27 protein-coding genes, 1 pseudogene, 1 CRISPR repeat array and 1 riboswitch are annotated in these 20288 nt (G+C 62.5%); of the genes and pseudogenes, 21 read left to right on the top strand and 7 right to left on the bottom strand.

Annotation, left to right across the window (positions count from 1 at the left end):
- Positions 1–313: pseudogene (locus J3L12_RS13800) on the bottom strand (hypothetical protein); the annotation flags it as partial.
- 153 nt (positions 314–466) lie between these two features.
- Here J3L12_RS13800 and cmr4 point away from each other — a divergent pair.
- From cmr4 to J3L12_RS13750, 10 genes are all read left to right on the top strand, one after another.
- Complete coding sequence (cmr4, locus tag J3L12_RS13795) at positions 467–1309, top strand: type III-B CRISPR module RAMP protein Cmr4 (protein WP_208015636.1); 843 nt, start codon at positions 467–469, stop codon at positions 1307–1309.
- Positions 1306–1668, top strand: coding sequence for a type III-B CRISPR module-associated protein Cmr5 (gene cmr5 / locus J3L12_RS13790; RefSeq protein WP_208015635.1), 363 nt, complete (start codon positions 1306–1308; stop codon positions 1666–1668). The genes cmr4 and cmr5 overlap by 4 nt, the downstream gene beginning before the upstream one ends.
- Positions 1665–2696, top strand: coding sequence for a type III-B CRISPR module RAMP protein Cmr6 (cmr6, locus tag J3L12_RS13785; protein ID WP_208015634.1), 1032 nt, complete (start codon positions 1665–1667; stop codon positions 2694–2696). The genes cmr5 and cmr6 overlap by 4 nt, the downstream gene beginning before the upstream one ends.
- Positions 2697–2736: 40 nt before the next feature.
- Positions 2737–3003 carry a type II toxin-antitoxin system VapB family antitoxin gene (locus J3L12_RS13780; protein ID WP_208015633.1) on the top strand — a complete coding sequence of 89 codons (267 nt, stop codon included), beginning with the start codon at positions 2737–2739 and terminating at the stop codon, positions 3001–3003.
- Positions 3003–3383 carry a type II toxin-antitoxin system VapC family toxin gene (locus tag J3L12_RS13775; RefSeq protein ID WP_208015632.1) on the top strand — a complete coding sequence of 127 codons (381 nt, stop codon included), beginning with the start codon at positions 3003–3005 and terminating at the stop codon, positions 3381–3383. Before J3L12_RS13780 ends, J3L12_RS13775 begins: the two co-directional genes overlap by 1 nt.
- Positions 3380–4168: a CRISPR-associated endoribonuclease Cas6 gene (gene cas6 / locus J3L12_RS13770; protein WP_208015631.1), complete on the top strand. Its 789-nt coding sequence runs from the start codon at positions 3380–3382 to the stop codon at positions 4166–4168. The genes J3L12_RS13775 and cas6 overlap by 4 nt, the downstream gene beginning before the upstream one ends.
- Complete coding sequence (locus J3L12_RS13765; RefSeq protein WP_208015630.1) at positions 4122–5588, top strand: TIGR02710 family CRISPR-associated CARF protein; 1467 nt, start codon at positions 4122–4124, stop codon at positions 5586–5588. The genes cas6 and J3L12_RS13765 overlap by 47 nt, the downstream gene beginning before the upstream one ends.
- On the top strand, positions 5585–6556 hold the full coding sequence (cas1, locus tag J3L12_RS13760) for a CRISPR-associated endonuclease Cas1 (RefSeq protein ID WP_208015629.1): 972 nt from the start codon (positions 5585–5587) through the stop codon (positions 6554–6556). The genes J3L12_RS13765 and cas1 overlap by 4 nt, the downstream gene beginning before the upstream one ends.
- A 1-nt stretch (position 6557) precedes the next feature.
- Complete coding sequence (gene cas2 / locus J3L12_RS13755) at positions 6558–6833, top strand: CRISPR-associated endonuclease Cas2 (protein WP_208015628.1); 276 nt, start codon at positions 6558–6560, stop codon at positions 6831–6833.
- Between the two features lie 379 nt (positions 6834–7212).
- Positions 7213–8290: a CRISPR direct-repeat array (repeat unit 35 nt; unit sequence GTCGCAAAAAAATAGCCCCGTAAGGGGATTGCAAC).
- A 13-nt stretch (positions 8291–8303) separates the two neighbouring features.
- Entirely contained in the window at positions 8304–8567 is a 264-nt protein-coding gene (locus J3L12_RS13750; RefSeq protein WP_208015627.1) for a S24/S26 family peptidase, read from the top strand.
- 1 nt (position 8568) lies between these two features.
- Here the strand turns inward: J3L12_RS13750 and J3L12_RS13745 are convergent, their stop codons facing one another.
- Both J3L12_RS13745 and J3L12_RS13740 read right to left on the bottom strand, forming a co-directional pair.
- The gene (locus tag J3L12_RS13745; RefSeq protein ID WP_208015626.1) at positions 8569–8982 is read right to left on the bottom strand and encodes a putative toxin-antitoxin system toxin component, PIN family; all 414 of its coding nucleotides are present in this window, start codon (positions 8980–8982) and stop codon (positions 8569–8571) included.
- Positions 8982–9224 (bottom strand): hypothetical protein, encoded by a 243-nt coding sequence (locus tag J3L12_RS13740; RefSeq protein ID WP_208015625.1) that lies wholly within the window; start codon positions 9222–9224, stop codon positions 8982–8984. Before J3L12_RS13740 ends, J3L12_RS13745 begins: the two co-directional genes overlap by 1 nt.
- An 82-nt stretch (positions 9225–9306) precedes the next feature.
- Here J3L12_RS13740 and J3L12_RS13735 point away from each other — a divergent pair, with 82 nt between their 5' ends.
- From J3L12_RS13735 to J3L12_RS13690, 10 genes are all read left to right on the top strand, one after another.
- Positions 9307–9621, top strand: coding sequence for a recombinase family protein (locus J3L12_RS13735; protein WP_208015624.1), 315 nt, complete (start codon positions 9307–9309; stop codon positions 9619–9621).
- 179 nt (positions 9622–9800) lie between these two features.
- On the top strand, positions 9801–11009 hold the full coding sequence (locus J3L12_RS13730) for a TIGR02710 family CRISPR-associated CARF protein (RefSeq protein WP_208015623.1): 1209 nt from the start codon (positions 9801–9803) through the stop codon (positions 11007–11009).
- Positions 11010–11067: 58 nt separating this feature from the next.
- Positions 11068–11239, top strand: a riboswitch (cobalamin riboswitch).
- 349 nt (positions 11240–11588) lie between these two features.
- Positions 11589–12443, top strand: coding sequence for an ABC transporter ATP-binding protein (locus J3L12_RS13725; RefSeq protein WP_208015622.1), 855 nt, complete (start codon positions 11589–11591; stop codon positions 12441–12443).
- The gene (locus tag J3L12_RS13720) at positions 12444–12776 is read left to right on the top strand and encodes a hypothetical protein (RefSeq protein ID WP_208015621.1); all 333 of its coding nucleotides are present in this window, start codon (positions 12444–12446) and stop codon (positions 12774–12776) included.
- Positions 12773–13321: a histidine phosphatase family protein gene (locus J3L12_RS13715; RefSeq protein WP_208015620.1), complete on the top strand. Its 549-nt coding sequence runs from the start codon at positions 12773–12775 to the stop codon at positions 13319–13321. The genes J3L12_RS13720 and J3L12_RS13715 overlap by 4 nt, the downstream gene beginning before the upstream one ends.
- A complete protein-coding gene (gene cobU / locus J3L12_RS13710) occupies positions 13311–13826 on the top strand; it encodes a bifunctional adenosylcobinamide kinase/adenosylcobinamide-phosphate guanylyltransferase (protein WP_208015619.1) in 516 nt (171 codons plus the stop codon). The genes J3L12_RS13715 and cobU overlap by 11 nt, the downstream gene beginning before the upstream one ends.
- A gap of 154 nt (positions 13827–13980) precedes the next feature.
- Positions 13981–15042 (top strand): nicotinate-nucleotide--dimethylbenzimidazole phosphoribosyltransferase, encoded by a 1062-nt coding sequence (cobT, locus tag J3L12_RS13705; protein ID WP_208015618.1) that lies wholly within the window; start codon positions 13981–13983, stop codon positions 15040–15042.
- Positions 15043–15229: 187 nt separating this feature from the next.
- Positions 15230–15463: a DUF5522 domain-containing protein gene (locus J3L12_RS13700; protein WP_208015617.1), complete on the top strand. Its 234-nt coding sequence runs from the start codon at positions 15230–15232 to the stop codon at positions 15461–15463.
- A gap of 3 nt (positions 15464–15466) precedes the next feature.
- Positions 15467–16168, top strand: coding sequence for an adenosylcobinamide-GDP ribazoletransferase (locus J3L12_RS13695; protein ID WP_208015616.1), 702 nt, complete (start codon positions 15467–15469; stop codon positions 16166–16168).
- Between the two features lie 226 nt (positions 16169–16394).
- A complete protein-coding gene (locus J3L12_RS13690) occupies positions 16395–16670 on the top strand; it encodes a hypothetical protein (protein ID WP_208015615.1) in 276 nt (91 codons plus the stop codon).
- A 19-nt stretch (positions 16671–16689) separates the two neighbouring features.
- On the opposite strand, the gene J3L12_RS13685 is transcribed toward J3L12_RS13690, so the two are convergent.
- Genes J3L12_RS13685 through J3L12_RS13670 form a run of 4 tightly spaced genes read right to left on the bottom strand, consistent with a single transcriptional unit; the run spans position 16690 to position 19108 of the window.
- On the bottom strand, positions 16690–17229 hold the full coding sequence (locus tag J3L12_RS13685; RefSeq protein WP_208015614.1) for an AAA family ATPase: 540 nt from the start codon (positions 17227–17229) through the stop codon (positions 16690–16692).
- Positions 17226–17804: a hypothetical protein gene (locus J3L12_RS13680; protein WP_208015613.1), complete on the bottom strand. Its 579-nt coding sequence runs from the start codon at positions 17802–17804 to the stop codon at positions 17226–17228. Before J3L12_RS13680 ends, J3L12_RS13685 begins: the two co-directional genes overlap by 4 nt.
- Positions 17801–18040, bottom strand: coding sequence for a hypothetical protein (locus tag J3L12_RS13675; RefSeq protein ID WP_208015612.1), 240 nt, complete (start codon positions 18038–18040; stop codon positions 17801–17803). Before J3L12_RS13675 ends, J3L12_RS13680 begins: the two co-directional genes overlap by 4 nt.
- 9 nt (positions 18041–18049) lie before the next feature.
- On the bottom strand, positions 18050–19108 hold the full coding sequence (locus J3L12_RS13670) for an MFS transporter (protein WP_208015611.1): 1059 nt from the start codon (positions 19106–19108) through the stop codon (positions 18050–18052).
- Between the two features lie 181 nt (positions 19109–19289).
- Here J3L12_RS13670 and J3L12_RS13665 point away from each other — a divergent pair, with 181 nt between their 5' ends.
- Complete coding sequence (locus J3L12_RS13665) at positions 19290–20174, top strand: diguanylate cyclase (protein WP_208015610.1); 885 nt, start codon at positions 19290–19292, stop codon at positions 20172–20174.
- Positions 20175–20288: the final 114 nt, after the last annotated feature.

The following is a 20288-nucleotide window of genomic DNA, read 5'->3' as shown; positions in this document are numbered from 1 at the left end:
AGAACAAGCTGGGTTCGGCCAGAAAATGTACGACCAAAGCTTGGTACTGGAGTAGTCGTCGCTGCAAACGGGTGCGTTCAGGTAGATGGGGGAAGCAGTCACCCAGGTTGGCGACCAGCCACAGGTAGAACCGGCGGAATGAGCCGCCTTTGAGGCTGAACATCAGCCCGATGGTGACCAACTCACTAAGGCTGAGCTTGGCTTGTTGATGTTCATGCTGTTCAGCCTTCGAACGCAGGGCATCGTCTACCCCAACGTACATCACCAAAGCAACGTCTTCCAGCGATAGAATGCATCTCGGGTCTGGCCGCATACACCAGACCCTATTCCTTTCTCCCGCTACTTTTCAACTAGCACCAGTGATTAGATACTCGCCTAACCCCAGACGAAGCCCAACGCATTGCCCCCCTCAAAGGGGAGGCCGACCCCTTGCTGGCTTTTTTCAAACAGCTTTAGGAGGAACCCAGTGAACACCCACATTCTCTTCCTACACGCCCTTTCCCCCCTCCACCCCGGCACCGGCCAGGGGGTGGGCAGCATTGACCTGCCCATCGCCCGCGAGCGCTCGACCGGCATTCCGTATCTGCCCGGTAGCTCCATCAAAGGCGTGCTGCGCGATGCAGCGGCGGGCAAAATCGAGAAAGATAAGCTTCTGGCGCTGTTTGGCCCGGAAACCGGCAGCGCCTCGGAGCACGCCGGAGCGGCGGTGTTTGGCGATGCCAAGCTGCTGCTGTTTCCGGTACGCAGCCTGGCCGGGGTGTTTGCCTACGTGACCAGCCCCTACCTGCTCGAGCGCTTTGCCCGTGAGGCCGGTTTTGCCGGGCTTACCCCCCCTGCCCTGCCTGCCGCGCCTGCGTCCGATGGGTGGTGCCGTCTGGCCCCCGGCAGCACCCTCAAGCTGGGCGACAGGGTTTACCTGGAAGACCTCGACCTGAGCCATCAGGAGGCCAAGGAACTAAAAGACTGGGAGGACTGGCTGGCCCAGCACAGCGAAGCGCCGGTCAAGGGGCGGCTCTGCCTGGTGCACGACGACGTGATGGGCTTTTTGCTCGAGACCGCCACCGAGGTAGTAGCCCGAATCCGCCTCGAGGACGAAACCAAGACCGTAGCCCAGGGGGCCCTCTGGTACGAGGAGAGCCTGCCCGCCGAGAGCCTCCTGTACAGCCTGCTGAGCCTGGGCAGCAGCCGCAAGAAAGCAGTGACAGTGGCCCTGGACGACCTTAAGCCTTTGCTCGGCTTTGCCCAGATGGGGGGTAAAGCGAGCGTAGGCCGGGGGCTTTGCCGCTTGAAGCTGAGGGGGAGCGCATGACCCGCGAACAAAAACGAGCCCAGTCGGCCTTTGAAAGGGTCTCCCGGCACCAGGGCCAGGATACCACCTGGCGCGACCAGTACGGCGGCATGGCCCACAAGCTGCCGGTGCTGGTGCGGCAGGCCGGGCTGGCCCAGGCCCTGGCCTTCGTGGAGTCGCGCGGGAAGGAGGCCCACAAAGCCCTGCTGGACGACCTGGCCCAAACGGTGGGGTTTTCCAGAGCTGAGCTGCTCAGGAAAAGCCGTGAGGCCAGGCTAAGCGAGTACCTGCTGCTCACCCGCGAGGTGCTGGCGGCAGCCCAGTGGTACAAACGCTTTTCCCAGAGTGTGCTGGACGTGGAAGCGGGGGCCGGGGAATGAGACGCAGCGTTCTCCAGGGCTTGAAGAAGCAGGCCAGCACCCACGCGGGTTTGTGGCTCGACAAATACATCACCACCACCGCCACCAGCGACACCGAGGCCAAGCGCAGCCTGGTGGCCGAGGTAAGCGGCCAAACGGCGCCCAGGGAATATGCCGACTATTTGGCCCGCTGCCGTGCTTCGCTTAGGGCGTTGGGGGCCGAAGAGCGGCTGGGCGAAACGCAAGGCCGCCTGGTGGTGGGGCTGGGGGGGGAGAGCGTCCTCGAGACCCACCTCACCCTGCACCGCACCTACGGGGTGCCCTACATCCCCGGCTCGGCCATTAAGGGCCTGATGTCTCGTTTTGCCGCTACTCGCCTGGAAGATGCAGCCTGGGAACGCAGCCTCGACCCCCGCCGCTTCCACCGGGGCGAGGCCCAGAAGGCGCTCTTCGGCACCACCGAGGAGGCCGGGCTGATCATCTTTTTCGACGCTTTACCCCTCGAGTACAAGATTCACCCCGACGTAATGACCCCCCACCACGGCGACTATTACGGCGGGGCCAGTGTGCCCCCCGCCGACTGGGACAGCCCTATTCCGGTACCCTTTTTAAGCGTGACCGGCAAGTTTGTGTTCGCTCTGGCCCTGGCGCCCGGTGTGATCCCCGAGCAGGGGCGGCCCTGGCTCGAGGTTGCCTGGAAAGTGCTGGAGCTGGCCTTGCAGGAGGAGGGCATCGGAGCGAAGACTACCTCCGGGTACGGACGGATGCGCCTTACCAATGCCCCCGGGCCCAGCAGCGCCGCCCCTCCTTCCCCCCCAAAAACCGTCTCTGCGGTGGAGGCTATACTTGAGCAATTCAGGGCCCTGAAGCCAAGCGACCTAGCACCTCAGGCGCCGCAGATTATCCAAAAGCTCTACGGCCTCGAGGCCCCCGCTGATGAAAAGAAGGCCGCCGCCGAGGAGATTTGGAAAAGGCTCCAGGCGGCCGGAACCCTGAAGGGCAAAGAGGAAAAAGCCTGGTACAGGCAGCTCAGGGAGTTACAGGGCTAGGTTTACTGAATACCACCCTTTTTACACCTATACTGACCCTATGGCCCTCACCGTGAAAAACCCAGAAGTAGAACGGCTGGTCGAAGAGGTAGCCCGCCTCACGGGTGAAACCAAGACAGAGGCTATCCGCAAGGCCCTTGTGGAGCGTAAGGCCCGGCTATTGCATCCCCAGCGCCCCCGCAAGGAAAGCGTACTGGAGTTTTTAGAGGACGAGGTCTGGCCCAAATTACCACCCGAAAGTCTGGGTAAAGCGCCCACCAAGGCTGAGCAAGAAGAAATCCTGGGCTTTGGCCCAGAAGGCTACTGATGGTACTGGATAGCTCGGTCTTGCTACAACTTATCTTTGCCGAGCCGGGGCACCAGGAAACGTTAGAGCGCCTTCTTGGGGCCGAGGTGCGCTTGGTTGGAGCGCCCACACTGGTCGAGTTGGGTATGGTGGTGAGCAGCCGACTAGGGCCCGATAATCTGTACCTGCTTAACGAACTTCTGCTGCGTCTCGAGGTTCGGGTGGTTCCCTTCGAGGCAAGCCACGTATACGAAGCCCTATCAGCCTTCCGCCGCTACGGCAAGGGCCGCCATCCAGCAGCGCTTAACTTCGGCGACTGCCTGAGTTACGCGGTGGCCAAGGTAAGCGGTCTGCCCCTGGCCTATGTGGGTGACGACTTCGCCCAGACCGATCTGGCATGATTCTCGCTGCGATTGTGCTGACCCTCGAGGGCCCCGCCCGCCCCCACCCCGACGGCTGGCGGGGGCTGGTGTATGGCCTGCTGAAGCAGATAGACCCCGACCTCCACAGCGCCCAGCCCAACCCCTTCAGCCTCTCGCTGGGGGGCCACGAGGGGGCCTGGTGGGTGCGGGTGGGCATTTTGCAGGAAAGCCTGTATGCCCGGCTCTCGCCCCACCTGTTTGGGCTAATGGGCCAGACCGTCCGGCTCAAGGAGCCGTTTCGGGTTACGGCGGTGTTGCAGGAGGAGCACCCCTGGGCCAGCGTGAGCAGCTACCCCCGGCTCTTCCAGGGCCAGGCCGGCGCCAGCCTGGGCCTCCAGTTCGCCAGCCCCACCTTCTTCCGCCGCAAAGGGCAAAGCTACCCTCTGCCCGAGCCAAAGCTGGTTTTCGACTCCCTGGCCCAGCGCTGGAACGCCTTCGCCCCCGCCAGGGTGCCCGAGGAACTCCAGGAAAGCTGGGAGCGCATGACCATCGCCCGTTTCCAGGGCCATACCCAGGCCATAAGGCCCAACCCCGACGAGCGTGGGGTGGGCTTTGTGGGGCGGGTGGTCTACTACCTGCCCGCCGCCAGTCCGGTGGAGACCCAGTGGATGCAAGCCCTGGGGCGGTTTGCCTTTTACGCCGGAGTGGGGGCCAAGACCAGTCTGGGGTTTGGGCGGGTGCGGGGGTTTGACCCTTTGCGAGACAGTGGGAGGACTGATGAACCGAAAGAAGGAGCAACTGCGGGAGCTTTGGACTCGGTATAAGAGCCTCTTGGGCCAGACAAACGCAAACCGAGCGGAGCCGTCTCCTCAGGCCAAAGAAGCTAAAGAGCTGTACGAAACACAAATCTGGCCCCTTACTAAAGAGGGTTTTACCGACCGAGGACAAGAGCGGTATGCGGCTTCCTTCCATACAGTAGGGACAACGCCAGAGCCTGTTATCCTTTCTGCTCGAGCGCTAGACGCTGAGAAGGTGTATTTGTTGCACACCAAAGACACCGAAAAACTTTGCGAACGGATCCGCTCCGAGTTGGGTTGGGGTGTTGATCGCGTCAAACCCCTCTTGGTAAGCCGCAGCGACCCAGAGGACATCTACAGGCAAGTGCGGGAGCAAGTAGACCGAATCAATCCAGCCGAACCCGTTGCTTTTGACCCGACTGGGGGTACCAAAGCCATGGTTTCGGGGCTGGCTATGTTTGCCTTTTCGTTAGCAGAAGAAGGTCGGGTAGCGCATGTTTACTATGTGGACAACGAAGAGTACGACGAACAACTTCGCCGCCCGGTAGCCGGAACCGAGTTCTTGAAGCGCCTCGAGAATCCCCGTGATGTAATACCCGACTGGCTCTGTAACCGTGCTAAGGAAGCGTATTTGCAAGGGGATTTTTCACGGGCAAAAAAGAACTTTATCCAAGCAGCGGAGCGAGAAGATAAGGCGCACAGCCTCGAGGCGGTTTTGTCGGAGGCTTACGAGTCCTTGGATTCCGCGCAGTTTGCACAGGCGAAAGCAAAGCTAGAGGAGCTGCTCAATCTTTTACAAAAGCACCCATACAAACAAAGCCCCCTTGCCAAGTACACGGACGCAATTGCCGCCCAAAAAGAGGGGCTCGAGGCCGTTATTCGGCTTGCGGATGCGCTGTCCGGCAAAGAACGGAGCATAGCCCCACTTGCCGAGCCAACAACGGCGGCTTGGACGCTGGCTGCTCTCGACTTCATGGCCACGCGTCGGCTCGATGCAGGCCGTATTGCCGAAGCCGTGTTGCTCCGCTACCGGGCCCTCGAGTTCTTCTTGCAGCACCGCTTGGCCCTGAGGGGCTTGGATACCGCCAAACCCGACTACCAAAAACTTTGCGAGACGGTTCAGATGAGCCTCGAGGATTTGCAAAACAAATATCAAGCTGAACGCGCGAAGGCGGGTCTGAAATCTGAGGAAAAGCTGGAACAGAAGACAGCCGTAGACTTTGTCACTGCTTTCTTCCTGCTTAGAGCCCTGGGGGATGAGGCTACCCTGGCAGTCAACCCCAACAAACTGGTGGGTCTGGCAAAGGCCCGCAACAGCTCGGTATTTGCACATGGGTTTGAGCCGCCCAAACAGGGTATGGCGGACGATCTTGTCCACGTATTACAAGCGCTAGTGGAAAAAGGAGTGCTACCCCAGGTGGCATACAATCCGATTCCCCTTGCATGACCCTCCACCTCACCGAGCAATCCGCCACCCTGCGCCTACGCCAGGGCCGCTTGCTGGTGGAGCTGGACGAACAAACCCTGGCCCAGCTCCCGGCCCGCAAGGTGCGGGGGGTGGTGGTCTGGGGCAATGTGCGCCTCACCACCCCGGCCCTGGCCTTTTTACTCCGGCAGGAAGTCCCGGTACTGTACGCCACCCTGGAAGGCCAGCTCTACGGCCAGGCCACCGCCCCCCAGAGCCTGCCCCCGGAGGTGCTGCGGGCCCAGTTACAGGCCCAGCTCAACCCCCTGCCCCTGGCCCTGGGGTTTGTCGAGGGCAAGCTGCGTTCGGCCATCTCGGTGCTGGAGCGCCTGGCCCGGCAGTTCCTGGTAGCGCCCCACCTTCAGGAACTGCGAGCAGCCCTGGAGGCCCTGCCCCAGGTTGCCCACCTGCAGGCCCTCCGGGGCGCAGAGGGCAATGCCGCCAGGGCCTACTTCGGCGGCCTGCAACAGGCCCTGTCGCCCTTTGGCTTTACCGGGCGCAACCGCCGCCCCCCCACCGACGCCGTGAATGCGGCCCTCTCATATGGCTACATGGTGCTCCTGGGCCGCACCCTGCTGGCTTTGCACCTGGCCGGGCTGCACCCCGAACTCGGCCTGCTGCACGCCGAGGGCCGCCGGGCGGCAGCACTGGCCTTCGACCTGATGGAGGAGTTTCGGGTTCCGGTGGTAGACGCCGTGGTGGTAGGGGCGTTTTTGCGGGCCGAGCTTCACCCCCAAAAGCACAGCGAGGCCAAAGGTGGCGGTGTGTACCTGAACGACGCCGGCCGCAAAACCCTCTTGCGCTTGCTGGAGGCCCGCTTTGCCCAGGAAGCCCAGCACCCCAGGGGCTTCCGCCAAACCTACCAGACGCTTATTGAAACCCAGGCCGCCCGACTCAAGGCCGCCTTGCTGGGCCGCGAACCCTATACACCCTTTTACCTGTGGAGGTGAGATGCCCGCCGAACGTTTTTACACCATTGCCTACGACATCCCCGACGATGGCCGCCGGGTCAAGGTGGCCAACACCCTCAAAAGCTTTGGCGAGCGCGTACAGCTCTCGGTGTTCGAGTGCTGGCTGAACCCGACCCAACTCCAGGAACTCAAACGGCTTTTGCAAAAAAAGGCCGATCTCACCCAGGATAGCGTCCGCATCTACCCCATTGGGGGCACGGTAGAGGTGCTGGGCCAGGGCCGCCTCACCGAAGACCCCGACTACCTGATTCTCTAAAACCCCCGTTACACCTGCCGTTACCCCACTTTCACAGGCCAAAAACCCCATCGCAAAGCCACGCCCATTTCTGCTAACACACCACAAATGCCCTCCCCAACGCTGTGGAAGCGCTTTGGCCAAACGACCCATTATGTTTTGCGCAAAATGCTATACTGATGGTGTTGGAATTTTCCAACGCGCTTCTTGACAGCAAGTTGTGGCGATGCTTATCGCACAGTACCGCCACAAAAAATCCAAAAGTGCAACTTTGTAAGTATCCATCGCAACAAACCGCACTTTTTGGAGAGTTATCCACAGGCAACCTGTGGATAACTGGTAGTTCTCATAAATACCCCCCTCGAGAGCCCTTTACAGAACGGCACTTAACGGGGTATGCTGTCGCAAAAAAATAGCCCCGTAAGGGGATTGCAACTCGGGAATGGTGGATGCTCGTGGGCGCAACATTACAGTCGCAAAAAAATAGCCCCGTAAGGGGATTGCAACTTCCATGTTTTACCTCTGCCCTGGATTACCCGCCAGGGCTAGTCGCAAAAAAATAGCCCCGTAAGGGGATTGCAACCCCAACCAGCAGGCGAACGACATCCCCGCACACGGGGGTCTCTAGTCGCAAAAAAATAGCCCCGTAAGGGGATTGCAACGCCAAAGAGGCTGCCCCGATGATTTCCTCGTTCTGGGGTCGCAAAAAAATAGCCCCGTAAGGGGATTGCAACATGTCCTCGAAGTAGTCAAGAACGCCGTCCTTGACCACCCGGTCGCAAAAAAATAGCCCCGTAAGGGGATTGCAACCCTGGAAAAGGCCCTGGGGGGAATGGTTACATACACCATGTCGCAAAAAAATAGCCCCGTAAGGGGATTGCAACAGAACGGGGCAGCCAAAGAGGCTGCCCCGATGATTTCCTGTCGCAAAAAAATAGCCCCGTAAGGGGATTGCAACACCTTGTAGAAAAAAGACGTGGTGTGCAGCACGTAGACGTCGCAAAAAAATAGCCCCGTAAGGGGATTGCAACCCCCGGAGCTGTGGGCCCCATACGGGGCCGAACAACTCCGGTCGCAAAAAAATAGCCCCGTAAGGGGATTGCAACTCATCCTCCACCACGAGGGTGGCGGAGGCCCCTGCCAACGTCGCAAAAAAATAGCCCCGTAAGGGGATTGCAACTTCGTGGGGAAAGACTATGAACGGGTGAGGGCCCTGATGTCGCAAAAAAATAGCCCCGTAAGGGGATTGCAACGATGGCCTCGCGGATCATTCCCAGAGCTTCTTCCTTGGGTCGCAAAAAAATAGCCCCGTAAGGGGATTGCAACCAAAGTATTCATCAAAGGCGGTTTCTACCGCCTTGAGTCTTGTCGCAAAAAAATAGCCCCGTAAGGGGATTGCAACTGGCCGACTACGGTGTATCGCACCCAGCCACCGTTGGGCAGGTCGCAAAAAAATAGCCCCGTAAGGGGATCGCAACCTCACGGCTATTCGTGGTGCGGGTGCGCGGCGACTCCATGCAGGGCTACGCCGATGATGGCACCCTGGTCATCTGCTACCGCGACGGCCTGCCTGAGCGCGGCAAGGTAGCGGCGGTGTGGTTGGCGGGCGACGGTGTGGTGATCAAGCGCTATCTGGGGGTGGAAAACGGCTTACTACTGCTGGGCAACAATAACGGGGCTTACCGGGCCGCATTCGAGGGTTCAGAGGGCAGCACCGTGGTAGGGGTGGCGATTGGTCGGTTTTTGAGGGGGTAGGCTACAACGATTTTTTGATTTGCTTCAAAAATTGTGCTGGAGTGAGGATTTTTAGACGCTTATGCTTGACCGAAACCATATGCTCGTCTCCACTTACCATGTATTGTGCGCGTGCTTCTATAGCCAAGTCGAGCAGTGGGCTGTCATCGTCGTCTTTGGAAAGGCCGCGCCTTTGTTTGGGTTTTATCACAAGGCAGGCTTTGCGTATTTCCGCTATCAGTTGGGCGCGTTCGTTAGGGGCGATCAAGTTTCCGAACTTTTGGTTCAGGATTCGCCGTATTTCTGCAATTTGGTACTCAGAGGTGCAAACTTCAAAAGCACCTTTTTCCCAGGCTTTGCGGATACGACGCGTAATGCTTCCCGGTTTAGACAGCAGGCTGGACACAAATACGTTGGTATCCAGCACTACACGCATCACTTTTTGATTCGAGCAACTATTTCGGCGTCGCTCAGGTTGATTCGTTTGCTGATTCGGTCGGCCACTTTGCCCAACGCCTTGACTGCCCTTTTTCGCTCTGTGGCGGGTGGGGTAAGCAGTAAGTCTTCGGCCAGAATGACGTCTATAGCTCTGGCCAGTTCTTTTTCCCAACCCTTCCCTTTGGCCCTTTTGAGGTCAGAAATCTTTTTGCCCAGTTTTTCGGGCAGCAGTACCACCATGAGGTCAGTGTAGCATGAAGCGATTTGCCCAATACATCCGGGTCAGCATCGGCCCCCCCAGGCCACTCGCTACGGCCCTACGGTGCAGGAAGAGTCCAACCGCAGGTATGTGACAGCCCAGGGCGGTGAGTTGGTGGCTACCTACCAGGAGGTGGACTCGAGGGCCAACCCCAGCCGGGCCGGTTTTGACCGGCTTCTGGCAGATGTTAGGGCGGACATGTTTGATGCAGTAGTGGCCTACAAGGTGGGCCGGGTCGGGCGGCTGGCCTTCATTTCGCTTCAGTTTGCTGAAGAGCTGCAACGGGCTGGTCTGGAAGTTCACGGGGCCAAGACCGGGGCCTACAACCTGAAGCGGCTCACAGACCGATTCCGCTACCAGATGGTCGCAAAAAAATAGCCCCGTAAGGGGATTGCAACTCTTCCCGGCTCTCAAAGAGAGCCACGAAGTCGCTTTCCGTGTCGCAAACAAATAGCCCCGTAGGGGTGGCGCGGGCGGTGAAACTTGCGCTGGCAAGGCCCCAGGGGTAGGGGTTGATTTTTGGGCCTGGGGGGTTGGTTATTTGGTATACCTGAGATATGGAAACCCAGACCCACAAAGTGCTGATCCTAACCGTAGGGCAGACCCTCGAGCCGCTCGAGTTCGCCCTGACCGAACACGCGCCGCTCAAGGGGGTGGTTTTTGTGGCGAGCCAGTCGAGCTATCCGGTAGCGGGCGATTTGCTCAAGCGGTACGGCGGCCAGTTCAATCACCATACCCTGCTCATCAGCGACCACGAAGACCTGAACGAAGCCTACCGCAAGGGCATTGAGGCCCTGCAAAAAGCCCTCGAGTGGGATGGAAGGCCCATCCTGGCGGATATTTCCGGGGGCACCAAAACCATGGTGGCGGGCCTTACCCTGGCCTTGAGCGGAAAGGGAGTGACCTTTAGCTATGTGGGCGGCAGCCAGCGCGACGCCCAGGGGCGGGTGGTGAGCGGCAGTGAGCGCATACGCCTGCTGGAAGACCCCACCCAGCGCTACGGCCTGCGGGAGTGGGAGGGCTTTCGGCGGGCCTGGAATGGGGCCGACTTCATTGCCGCTCAGGACTTTTTGAGCGAGCTGCTGGCCCGGCCCCTGACCCCCTCGGAGCAGCGCTTTTATACCCACCTGAAAGGGGTGGCGGAGGCCATGCTGCACTGGGATCTGTTTCGCCATAAGGCGGCCTGGCAGAAGCTGGAGGCGCACCTCGAGCCCGCCCTGACCATTGCCGAAGCCTGGGGGCACGGGGCCAAGGTGCGGGTGCTGGAGGGGCTGCAGGAGGCCCAGGCCCGCCTGCGCCAGATTTTGGACAAAGAAGGTAAGCCCACCCGTGCTTTGCTCTCGGACTTGCTTGCCAATGCCGAGCGGCGGGTGGCGCGGGGGCGCTACGACGACGCCCTGGCCAGGCTCTACCGAGCGGTGGAGCTGGCTGCCGAGGCCGACCTGTACGAGCGCACCGGCATTGAGCTGCGACAGGCTTCTACCTACCCCGACTCGCTCCGAGAGTTTGCAGGTCGCAAAGCGCCCGGCCTGAAGGAAGCTCTTGGGCTAATTTTTGAAATGGACAGCCGCCTGGGCCATAGCGGAACCCTGGCCCAGCGCCTGTACGGCGATTACTCAAACCAGCTCCAGGGCTTGCTGCAACAGCGGCACCAGAGCATCCTGGCCCACGGAATCAAGCCGGTTAAGCCGGAGGCCCTCGAGGGTTTGCAGGCCTACCTGCGGGGCCTGGGCCTCGAGCCTGCCCCGGCCTGGCCTGCTTTTTAGGGCTTGATGGGGTGGGGGTTCTGGGTGTAGGGTGTGCTAAGGCCCGCTAGGGCCCACACAACCCGGCGAAAGTTTTGGTGCCTGGGCGCGTAGCTCAGGCTTAAAGTGGGGAAGTCCGGTGCAAGTCCGGCACTGTCGCGCAACGGTAACGGCGCATTGGGGTAGATGGGCACAAAGCCTTTCAACCACCGCCCGAAGTCCGAATACCTGCCAAAACGCCTTCTTACTCCGATACGGAAGGCACCTCTCGCAAGAAGGGGGAGTTTCGGGGAACCTATCCACATAGCGTCCTCACTCCCGAGGGCGTTTTTTTATGTCCGGTGGCAATGGCAGCCCACCACCGATGAAAAGAACGTCCCTCACGCGAAGCCGGGTTGGGAAAGGACGCAGCATGAAAAGACCGCTCTGGCTCATGAACCTGGCCGTTTCCCCGTACCCTTACCGGCAGCCTGGGCCGCAGCGTCCCCCCCGAGGCGGGCTCCCGGCGCACCCTGACCCCAGTGCACTGGGTGTGGGCGTCCTGATGCCCATGCTGGGTGGACTTTTCTTCCTGTACCTGCTGTGGTGGGGGGCGAGGAAATGAGCGGGGAAACCAGAAACTGGCCGAGGCAGACAGGAAGGTTCCAGACCTCGGCCGATCCGCACGAGGCGGCAGCTTCGCCAACGGCCCGCGAGCCCCTTGCTGCTTTCGGCGTATCGTTCTCCTACCGCAACCAGGCGGTGCTGCGGGAGGTGACCCTCGAGCTCCGCCCCGGCGAGTGGCTGGCCCTGCTGGGCCCCAACGGGGCGGGAAAGAGCACCCTGCTGCGCCTGATGGCGGGGTTGCTCCAGCCCGGCGCAGGCGAGGTGCGGCTGGGTAGCGAGCCGCTGGCGCGGCTCTCGAGCTGGGCGCGGGGCCAGCAAATTGCTTTTTTGCCGCAAAACGGCGGCTACCCCGAAGACCTCACGGTGGAGGAGGTGGTGATGCTGGGGCGCACCCCGCACCTGGGGTTGCTGGGCCGGGCCGGGAAGGCCGACTGGGCCGCGGTTGAATGGGCCATGGGAGAGACCCAGGTGGCCGCCTTTCGCCACCGCCTGCTGCCCACCCTTTCCGGCGGGGAGCGCCAGCGGGTGTTGCTGGCCCGGGCGCTGGCCGCCCGCCCGCAGTTTTTGCTCTTAGATGAGCCCACCAACCACCTCGACCTGCACCACCAGGCCGAATTCATTGGCTTGTTGGCGGGCTTGCGGGCCCAGGGCATGGGCATCCTGACGGTGCTGCACGACCCCAACCTGGCCCGCCGGGCGGATCGGGTGGCCTTTTTGCACCAGGGTCAACTCACCGCCCTGGGCAGCCCCCTCGAGGTGCTCCGGGAGCCCCTCTTGCAGTCGGTGTACGGGGGCTGGGTGCGGGTGCATGAGGTGGGGGGCGAGCCGGTGGTGCTTCTGGGAGGGTAGATGCAGGCCAGCCTCAAGGTGACCCCCACCCTCTTGCTACTAGACCTGGGCGAGGTGCGCCGCCTGCATACCCAGGACGGCCCCCGGCTGGCCCGCTATATTGCGGTGCTGCGCGAACCGCAGGCCCGCTGTGTGCGCTTGCGAGGGGTGGGGGTTTCGGCCCTGATGCGAAAGGGCATCCCGCCGGGAGAGACCCTGCTCTACACCCTGCCGGACGACCCGTTGGACTTCGAGCAGGAAGGCCCCAACCTGCGCCTGCCGGGGCTCCGGCTGTACCTGAGCGGCCCCCCGGAGTTTGTCGAAACCCCCTTTTACGCCTGGGTGGAGTCATGAGCGAACTCTGGCTGGTGCGCCACGGGCAGACCCCCTGGAATGCGGAGGGTCGGCTGACGGGCTGGACGGATGTGCCCTTGACCCCCCTGGGCGAGGAGCAGGCCCGGGCCCTGGCCGGGTGGCTCTCGGCAGAGCGTTTTGAACGGGTGCTGGCCTCGGATTTGCAGCGAGCCGTGCACACCGCCCGGCTGGCCTACGGCGAGCCCCAGGGGATGTTTGCCGAGCTGCGCGAGCTGCACTTTGGCGACCTCGAGGGCCTGCGCTGGGCCGACCTGCCCGAAGCCCAGCAGAACGCCCTGCGGGCCTTCGAGGGCTTCCAGGCCCCCGGCGGAGAGGCCACCGCCACCCTGCGGGCGCGGGTGTACGGGTTCTTCAACCAACTGCCGCCAGGCCGTCACCTGATCTTCACCCACGGGGGGGTGCTGCGGATGGTGCTGCGCGAGTTCGACCAGGATCGCTTCCTGCCGCCCTGCGCGGTGCTGGGGCTGGACTGGGCTCGCAAGCGGGTGCTGTTTGTGCGCGGGGAGGGGGCCGATGGAAGCTAGGCTCATCCTGGTGACGGGGGGCGCACGCGCGGGCAAGAGCGCCTTTGCACAGGAGTGGGCCCAGGCCCTGGGCGATGGGCAGGTGAGCTTTATCGCCACCGCCCAGGCCCTCGACGACGAGATGCGCCAGCGCATTGCCCGGCACCAGGCCGAACGCCCCCCAGGCTGGGAGACCCTGGAAGAGCCCCTCGAGGTGCCCTACACCCTCTCGCAGGCCCAGGGCCGGGTGGTGCTCCTGGACTGCCTGACCCTGTGGGTTTCCAACCTGATGCTGGCCGAGCGCGAGGTTTTGCCCGAGGTCGAGAACCTCCTGGCGGCTCGAGCCGAAACCGGCAAAACCCTGCTGGTGGTCACCAACGAAGTGGGCATGGGCATCGTGCCCGACAACACCCTGGCGCGGCGCTACCGCGATCTGCTGGGTGCGGCCAACCGCCGCATCGCCGAGGAGGCCGATGTGGTGTATCTGCTGGTTGCGGGGATTCCCCTGAAGCTCAAGTCGTTGTAGGAGAGGGTCGAGAGTCAAGTGTCGAGGGTCGAGAAATGAGTGTGCGACGCATACCCGTAAGATGCCCCGGTTTACCAATGGTTGCCAGACATAAAGCGTTTGGCCTTCAGCTTTGGGCTTTTGATCCCACAACCCCTGCAAATCTAACTGGTTTATGAACTTTCATGTCCAACCCGTTTCCCAGGACTGGCTCCGGCAAGCCCAGACCTACCAGAACACCCTGACCAAGCCGCCGGGGTCGCTGGGGTTTTTGGAGGCGCTGGGCTGCCAGCTGGCCGCCATCCAGCAGACCCTGCACCCCCAGCTGGGCAAGGGTGCGGTGGTGGTCTGTGCCGCCGACCACGGCGTGACCACCGAGGGGGTCTCGGCCTACCCGGCAGAGGTCACCGCGCAGATGGTACAGAACTTTCAGGCCGGTGGGGCGGCCATCAACCAGATTGCCCGCGCCGCCGAGGCCGAGGTCTGGGTGGTGGATGTGGGGGTGCGGGCGCCGCACCCTCTGGCTTCGGTGGGGCTGGGGGTGTCCAGGGTTCGTCCGGGAACCGGCAACATCCGCCTCGAGGCCGCCATGACCCTGGCCGAGGCCGAGCAGGCCATCCGGGTCGGGGCAGAAGCAGCAAAGGCCGCCATCGCAAAGGGGGCTACCCTGCTGGCGGCAGGCGACATGGGCATCGGCAACACCACCGCCTCGGCGGCCCTCACGGCGGCTTTGCTGGGTGTGCAGCCCGAGGTGGTGACGGGGCGCGGCACCGGGGTGGACGACGCGCAGTACCGGCGGAAGCTCGAGGTCGTCCGCGCGGCGTTGCACCGGGCCGAGGCCCGCCTGGGCCCACTTTCCAAAGCCGACCCGCTGGCGGTGCTGGCCGAGCTGGGCGGCCTGGAAATCGCGGCCATTGCCGGGGTCTTTCTGGCCGGGGCCGAGGCGGGCTTGCCCCTCGTGACCGACGGTTTTCCGGTGACCACCGGGGCCTTGCTGGCCTGCCGTATCGAGCCCAGGGTGCGCGATTATCTGTTTGCCGGACACCGCTCGGTGGAGCCGGGGCACACCCGGCAGTTGGAAGCCCTGGGGCTCAGGCCCATCCTGGAACTCGACCTGCGCCTCGGCGAGGGCACCGGGGCGGTGCTCAGCTTCCCGGTTTTGCGGGCGGCAGCAGCGGTGATGGCGGGCATGGCCACGTTCTCCCAGGCGGGGGTGTCGCAGACTGGGGAGCCGTAGAAATCTCGTCCAGGGCGAGATGATCAACCGGCTGGAGTTGGCCAAAGCCGAAGGCTAAGCGCCAAACGGGGTTCAGTCTACGCAGTCCTGCTATAGCTTTGAGAAACCCTGCCAGGGGACGACAAACATAAGCCAGATTGATATTCATTCCAGCAAAGCCTGTAGAATAAATCCAGGGAAACCTGCCATGCCAAGAACCGATCTCCAAGAGAACGTGGACTACTACCTGGAAGGGGGTCTGCTCGTCTTCACCGAGACATACCACCTGCGGCGGGGCTACTGCTGTGGCTCCAAGTGCCGCCACTGCCCCTACCCCAAAGAGATTCAGGCCCAGACCATACAGCTCAGGCTCGAGGGCCGCCCCATCAAATCCCGCGAGGCGTTCGAGGCCCGTTTCGGGTCGGTTCTGGTAAAACCTTAAGCAGTGCGTCCCTTCTGGCTGGCCGTCGGCTTCCTGACCACTTTCCCCACTCCCCCCCTGGGGGAGGTGCGGGATGGCGAGATGAAGGCAGCCTCGGCATTTTATCCCGCAGCAGGCTACCTGATTGGAGGGGTGCTGGCCCTGGTGGCCTGGCTCACAGCAGCCCTGCCCGATGGTCTGCAAGGAGCCATTCTGCTGTCGGTCTGGCTGGCCTGTACTGGCTTGCTGCACCTGGATGGCCTGCTCGACTCCGCCGATGCGCTCCTGTCCATGAAGCCCCCAGCCGAACGCCTGCGCATTCTGGGCGATGTGTACCTGGGCAGCTTCGCCTTTGGGGTGGGGTTTGTGGTGTTGCTCTTGAAGTGGCAGTTGCTGGCGGCGGCGCCCTCACCGTGGTCGCTTCTGGCCCTGCCTGCGGTGGTGCGCTTTGCCCTGCTCCTGCCCATGAACCTGTTCCCTGCGGCCCGCCCGGAAGGGCTGGGGGCTCGGAGCCGCGAAGGCCGGGTGGTTCCGGCGTTCCTCATGGCTCTGCCCGCGCTGGTGGCTTTTCCCTGGGTGGCCCTGGCGGTAATAGCAACCATGCTCTTGCTGGCTTACTGGGCTGCCGGCAGGCTGGGGGGTGGGCTTTCGGGCGATGTGTACGGGATGCTGGTGGAGCTTGGAGAGCTGGCGGGGTTGTTGGTAGCGGTGGTCTGGCTGGGATAGCACCTCTTTGCCCTGAAAAAGTCTCCCCTACCGCGTAGCAACTGCATACCCCGTGGCGGATACACTGGGAAGTGGAGAACCGCTTACACCACCAGCGAGATGCGGTGTTGGGAGAGGATGCCCCACGCAGCCGCAAGGGGGCAGTGGGGCTGATGTACTAATCCCCATGCTCAGCTCAAGATAATCCGATGGTTGTGATAAAAGTCTATAGGTAGACTGGTATCCAATGCAAGGCCGCCGCTGGCTGATCTATGCCACCGCACTCCTCTGGCTTCCCCTGGTCATGGCGGGCGGTTCGCTGCTCCTCACCCGTGCGGTAGCGGCCCCGCTGTTCATCGCCTACCTGAGCCTTTTTTGCCTGCTTGCTTCGCTGGTGTTGTTCTGGGTGGGTATTGCCGGGCTGCTGCGCCGAAGGCTCCGGGTGGCCGACCTGCTCTGGTTGGGGTTGTACGGCGCTGGGGCCTTGCTCTACACCCAGCTTACCGGTGTGCTCAGACCGTAAAGCTGCGGGTATTTCCGGCTTACGGCAGGGGCTCCAGCCCAAAGTGCTGCACAATGCCCCTGGCAGCCTCTGCGGGTGGCGTTTCGCTCGTGTCTATTCGCAGGCTTTCCACAAAGGGAATGGCCTGTAAGGCCCCCTGCTCCAGCATCTGCAAAAGCCGCTCGCGGTTGGTGAGCTTCTTGAGGGGTTTGCGCTCGGGGCTTTGGATTCGCTCCAGGAGCACTTCACGGGGGGCTTCCAGCTTGACGAAAAGGGGCTCAATACTGGATGCTTCACAGACTTCCAGCACTTGCCGGATAAACTCATCGCTGCTGGGCGGGGTGTAGACGAAGGTGAAGATGAGCCCCTGCTGCCCCATCTGGGCCATCTGCCGAAAGGTAAAAAGCCGCAATGCGCGCAGGAGCTGCACGTACTCCGGGCTGCCCCACGCAAAGAGCCTGGCCGCGTAGTCAATGGAAAGGTGGTTGTCGAAGACGGGATAGCCGGTGAGCCGGGATAGTTCCCTGGCCACCGTGAGCTTGCCCACCGCTGCCGGACCGTAGAGGTAGAGCAGCTTCATAGGGCCTCGGCCTCCCGCAGGGCTTGCTCGAGCAGCCCCAGAAGCCCCAGCGCCGCTGCCCAGTGGCGCAGATAGGCCCAATCCAGGTGGGTCTGTACCCGCAAAATGCCCAGCACGTCGCCCCACTGCCGCTCGGAGACGCGCCCGCCCAGTTCGTACCAGCGCAGCTTGTGCAGCAGAGTATCCTCGGCAGTGGAAAAAGCGATGCTCTGCGGAGGCGCAGGTTCGTCCATGGTGATCCGAAGTTCGCGGGCAAAGGCACTTTGCTCGAAGGGGGTGGGCTGGGGGAGAAACAGGTCAACCTTGATGGCGCTGGCAAAGTGCAGGAGATTGAAGCCCGAACGACGCTGGATGGCCTCCAGGGCGTGCTCGGTGTCGAAGTAAAAATCTGGCCCCAGCAGCTTAGCCAAGGGCGCGATGTGGTGTGGCCGCAGGTCGGCCACGATGTCTATGTCCAGGGTCATACGCGGCACCCCCAAGGCCGAGCTGGCCACTGAGCCCCCGACCCGGTAGGGGACGCCTGCTTGCTCGAGGGCGGCGGTGACGGTCTTTAGAACCTGGAGGGTCTCGTTCATGGGTCGGATTTCTCGCGTAACTGCTCGGCCAGCATAGCCCCGTAATGAAGCCGCACCCACTCGATACGGGCCAGACGTGCGTTACCCAGTTTTTGCGTCAGCACCTGGCGCGAGAACCCAATAGCGGTAGCCGATAAAGAGGCCATGATCTGCAACCGCCTTGCCGGGCTGCTCTGCCGCAGTAACTCAATTTGCAGCCGCGCCACTTTGGGGTCGGTGTCGGAAAGCCCCGCCATGAGGCCAGTTTAACGCAGCGCCCGCCCGGCCAGCAGCGCGGCCAGGAGCGAGACCCCCAGAGCCGCCCCCTGGCTCCACAGCGCGCTTTGCCCAATAAAGGGCGGGTACACCAGCCCCGCCACCGTGCCCCCCAGGTAAAAAGCGGCCACATAGGTGCCGCTCACCCCGCTACCGCCCTGCCCCGAGACCCCGCCCGCAATGGCCTGGGCGGTAAAAATGCCCGCCATCATGAGCACAAACCCCAGCAGAATCCAAAAGGGTTGGTCGGGAAGCTGTACCAAAAGGCCCAGCGCCACTACCCCAAAGGCCAGCCGAAAAGCCCGCACCGCACCCAACCTCTTTACCCAAACACCAGCCAGGGCGCTGCCGGGAATGCCCGCCAGGTAGGCGAAAAAAATCCCCCCAATCTGGCCTTGGGACAGACCCAGGGCCTCGAGGCGGTAGGGCAGCAGGTTGGCCACGAAAAAGTTAACAAAGAGCAGGGCAAAGCCCAGGGCATACAGGGGCCAGGCCGACAGGGTGTAGCGGGGGGCCGGCAGGGCCAGATGGTTGCGCTCTCGCAGCACGAAAAGGGCAATGACCGCCACCGGCAGCGCCAGCAAAACGATGGCCAGGCGTTCGCCCACCCCCTCGGCCAAAAGCCCCCCCAGCCCACGCCCCAGCCCCCCACCCAGCACATTCCCGGCCACCCAAAAACCGGCCATCTGGGCGTGTTTGCGGGGGTACAGCCTGGGCAGGAGGGCCAGCGAGAGCCCCGGCACTGCCGCCGCAAAGACTCCCTGGAGCGTGCGGCACAGCGTCCAGATTTCCAGGCTGGGCGCAACCCCGGCCAGCACCCCAAACAAGCCCACCCCGAACAGCCCGCCGCCGATCACGGTGCCTACCGGCAGGCGAATGCGCGGCACCACCGGCGAGAGCAGCACCAGCACCAGAAAGGGCAGGCTGATGCCCAGGTGGGTGCTGCCGGGGGCGGTGCCGAAGAGGCGCTCCAGTCCGGGTAGCATGGGCACTACCGAGTACAGCGCTACGTAGATCAAAATGCCCGAGGGAACGAGAGCCCAGGCCATGCTGCAAGCATATCCGCAGCAGCCAAAACCCCAAATCCCGCGGGAACCCTGGTGCCGTAACGCAAGGGGCATGGTTTACGCCCACTTTGGGCAAATGAAGCCCAAAAACCCACCTACAATGGCGCTTATGGTGCATTCTATTGAATCCGTCTGGCCATGGTTCCGGCGCCTGTATTGGAATATGGCCCTGCTCCTGGGGGTTGCCCTGGCCCTGCCGCAACTCTGGCTCGAGCAGAGGGTGATTCAGGTTTCAGCGGTAGTCTATCTGCTGGTTACCCTGGCGGCCTTTCCGCTGAGCCGCCGCTACCCCAAAACCGCCCTGGTTGCGCACCTGATTGCAGCCCTGGGAATCTTCGTATGGGCCAGCCAACAGCCCTGGACGGCCCTTGCCCTGGGGTGGGATCGGGAGATGGCCCTGTATGCCAGCGCCACCGTGGCCACCCTGGGTCTGACGGTGCTGGCCCTGTTTGGCGGGCTGTGGGTGATGGTAGGGGGGGCCATTCTCCTGGCGATGCTGCTTCCGCACCCGGCTTCAGGGTTGTACTGGGCGGTATGGCCGCTATGGGTTCTGGGTGGGTTGGTCGGGTTCTCGGTTTTCAAAGCGATCCACAAACTCGAGGCCACCCACCAGGAGCTCTCCAAAGTGGCCCTGCGGGATCGCCAGACCGGCTTGAGCAATCACCTGGCCCTCGAGGCCGACTACGAGCGCTACCAGGCCCTGGCCAGCCGCAGCGACCAGCCGCTGCTTTTCTCTTACTGGCTGCTGGGGGTCTCCCAGCAGCGCCCCCAGCTTCTGCAGGAGCTGGCTCAGGTAATGCAAGATGCCCTGCGCCAGGGGGACGGGCTTTACCGTGTGGGCGAAGACCAGTTCTGCGGCCTGCACATCGGGCTGGTGAGCGGGCACGAGCTGACCGAGCGTTTGAGCCGGCGGTTTCCCCAGGCCCGGGTGGTCTGGGTGGTGTGCAACGGCCTAACCCTGGAAGAGGCCTTGAAACACGCCCAGGATCTGCTATACCGCAGCCCCCGGCAGCCCATCCGGCAGCTGGCTTCGATTCCCAAAGCGTAAATCCGGAGCCGATGGCTCATAGCCTATAGCCGATAGTCAATGGTCTATGGTTTATGGCTTGTGGCTGATGGGTGTCGGCATGACAACTGCTTTATAGATGTTCAGCCCAATAGG

Origin of the sequence: Meiothermus sp. CFH 77666, assembly GCF_017497985.1 — a bacterium.
Classification (GTDB): Bacteria; Deinococcota; Deinococci; order Deinococcales; family Thermaceae; genus Meiothermus.
This window is presented reverse-complemented; position numbering and strand designations above follow the sequence as displayed.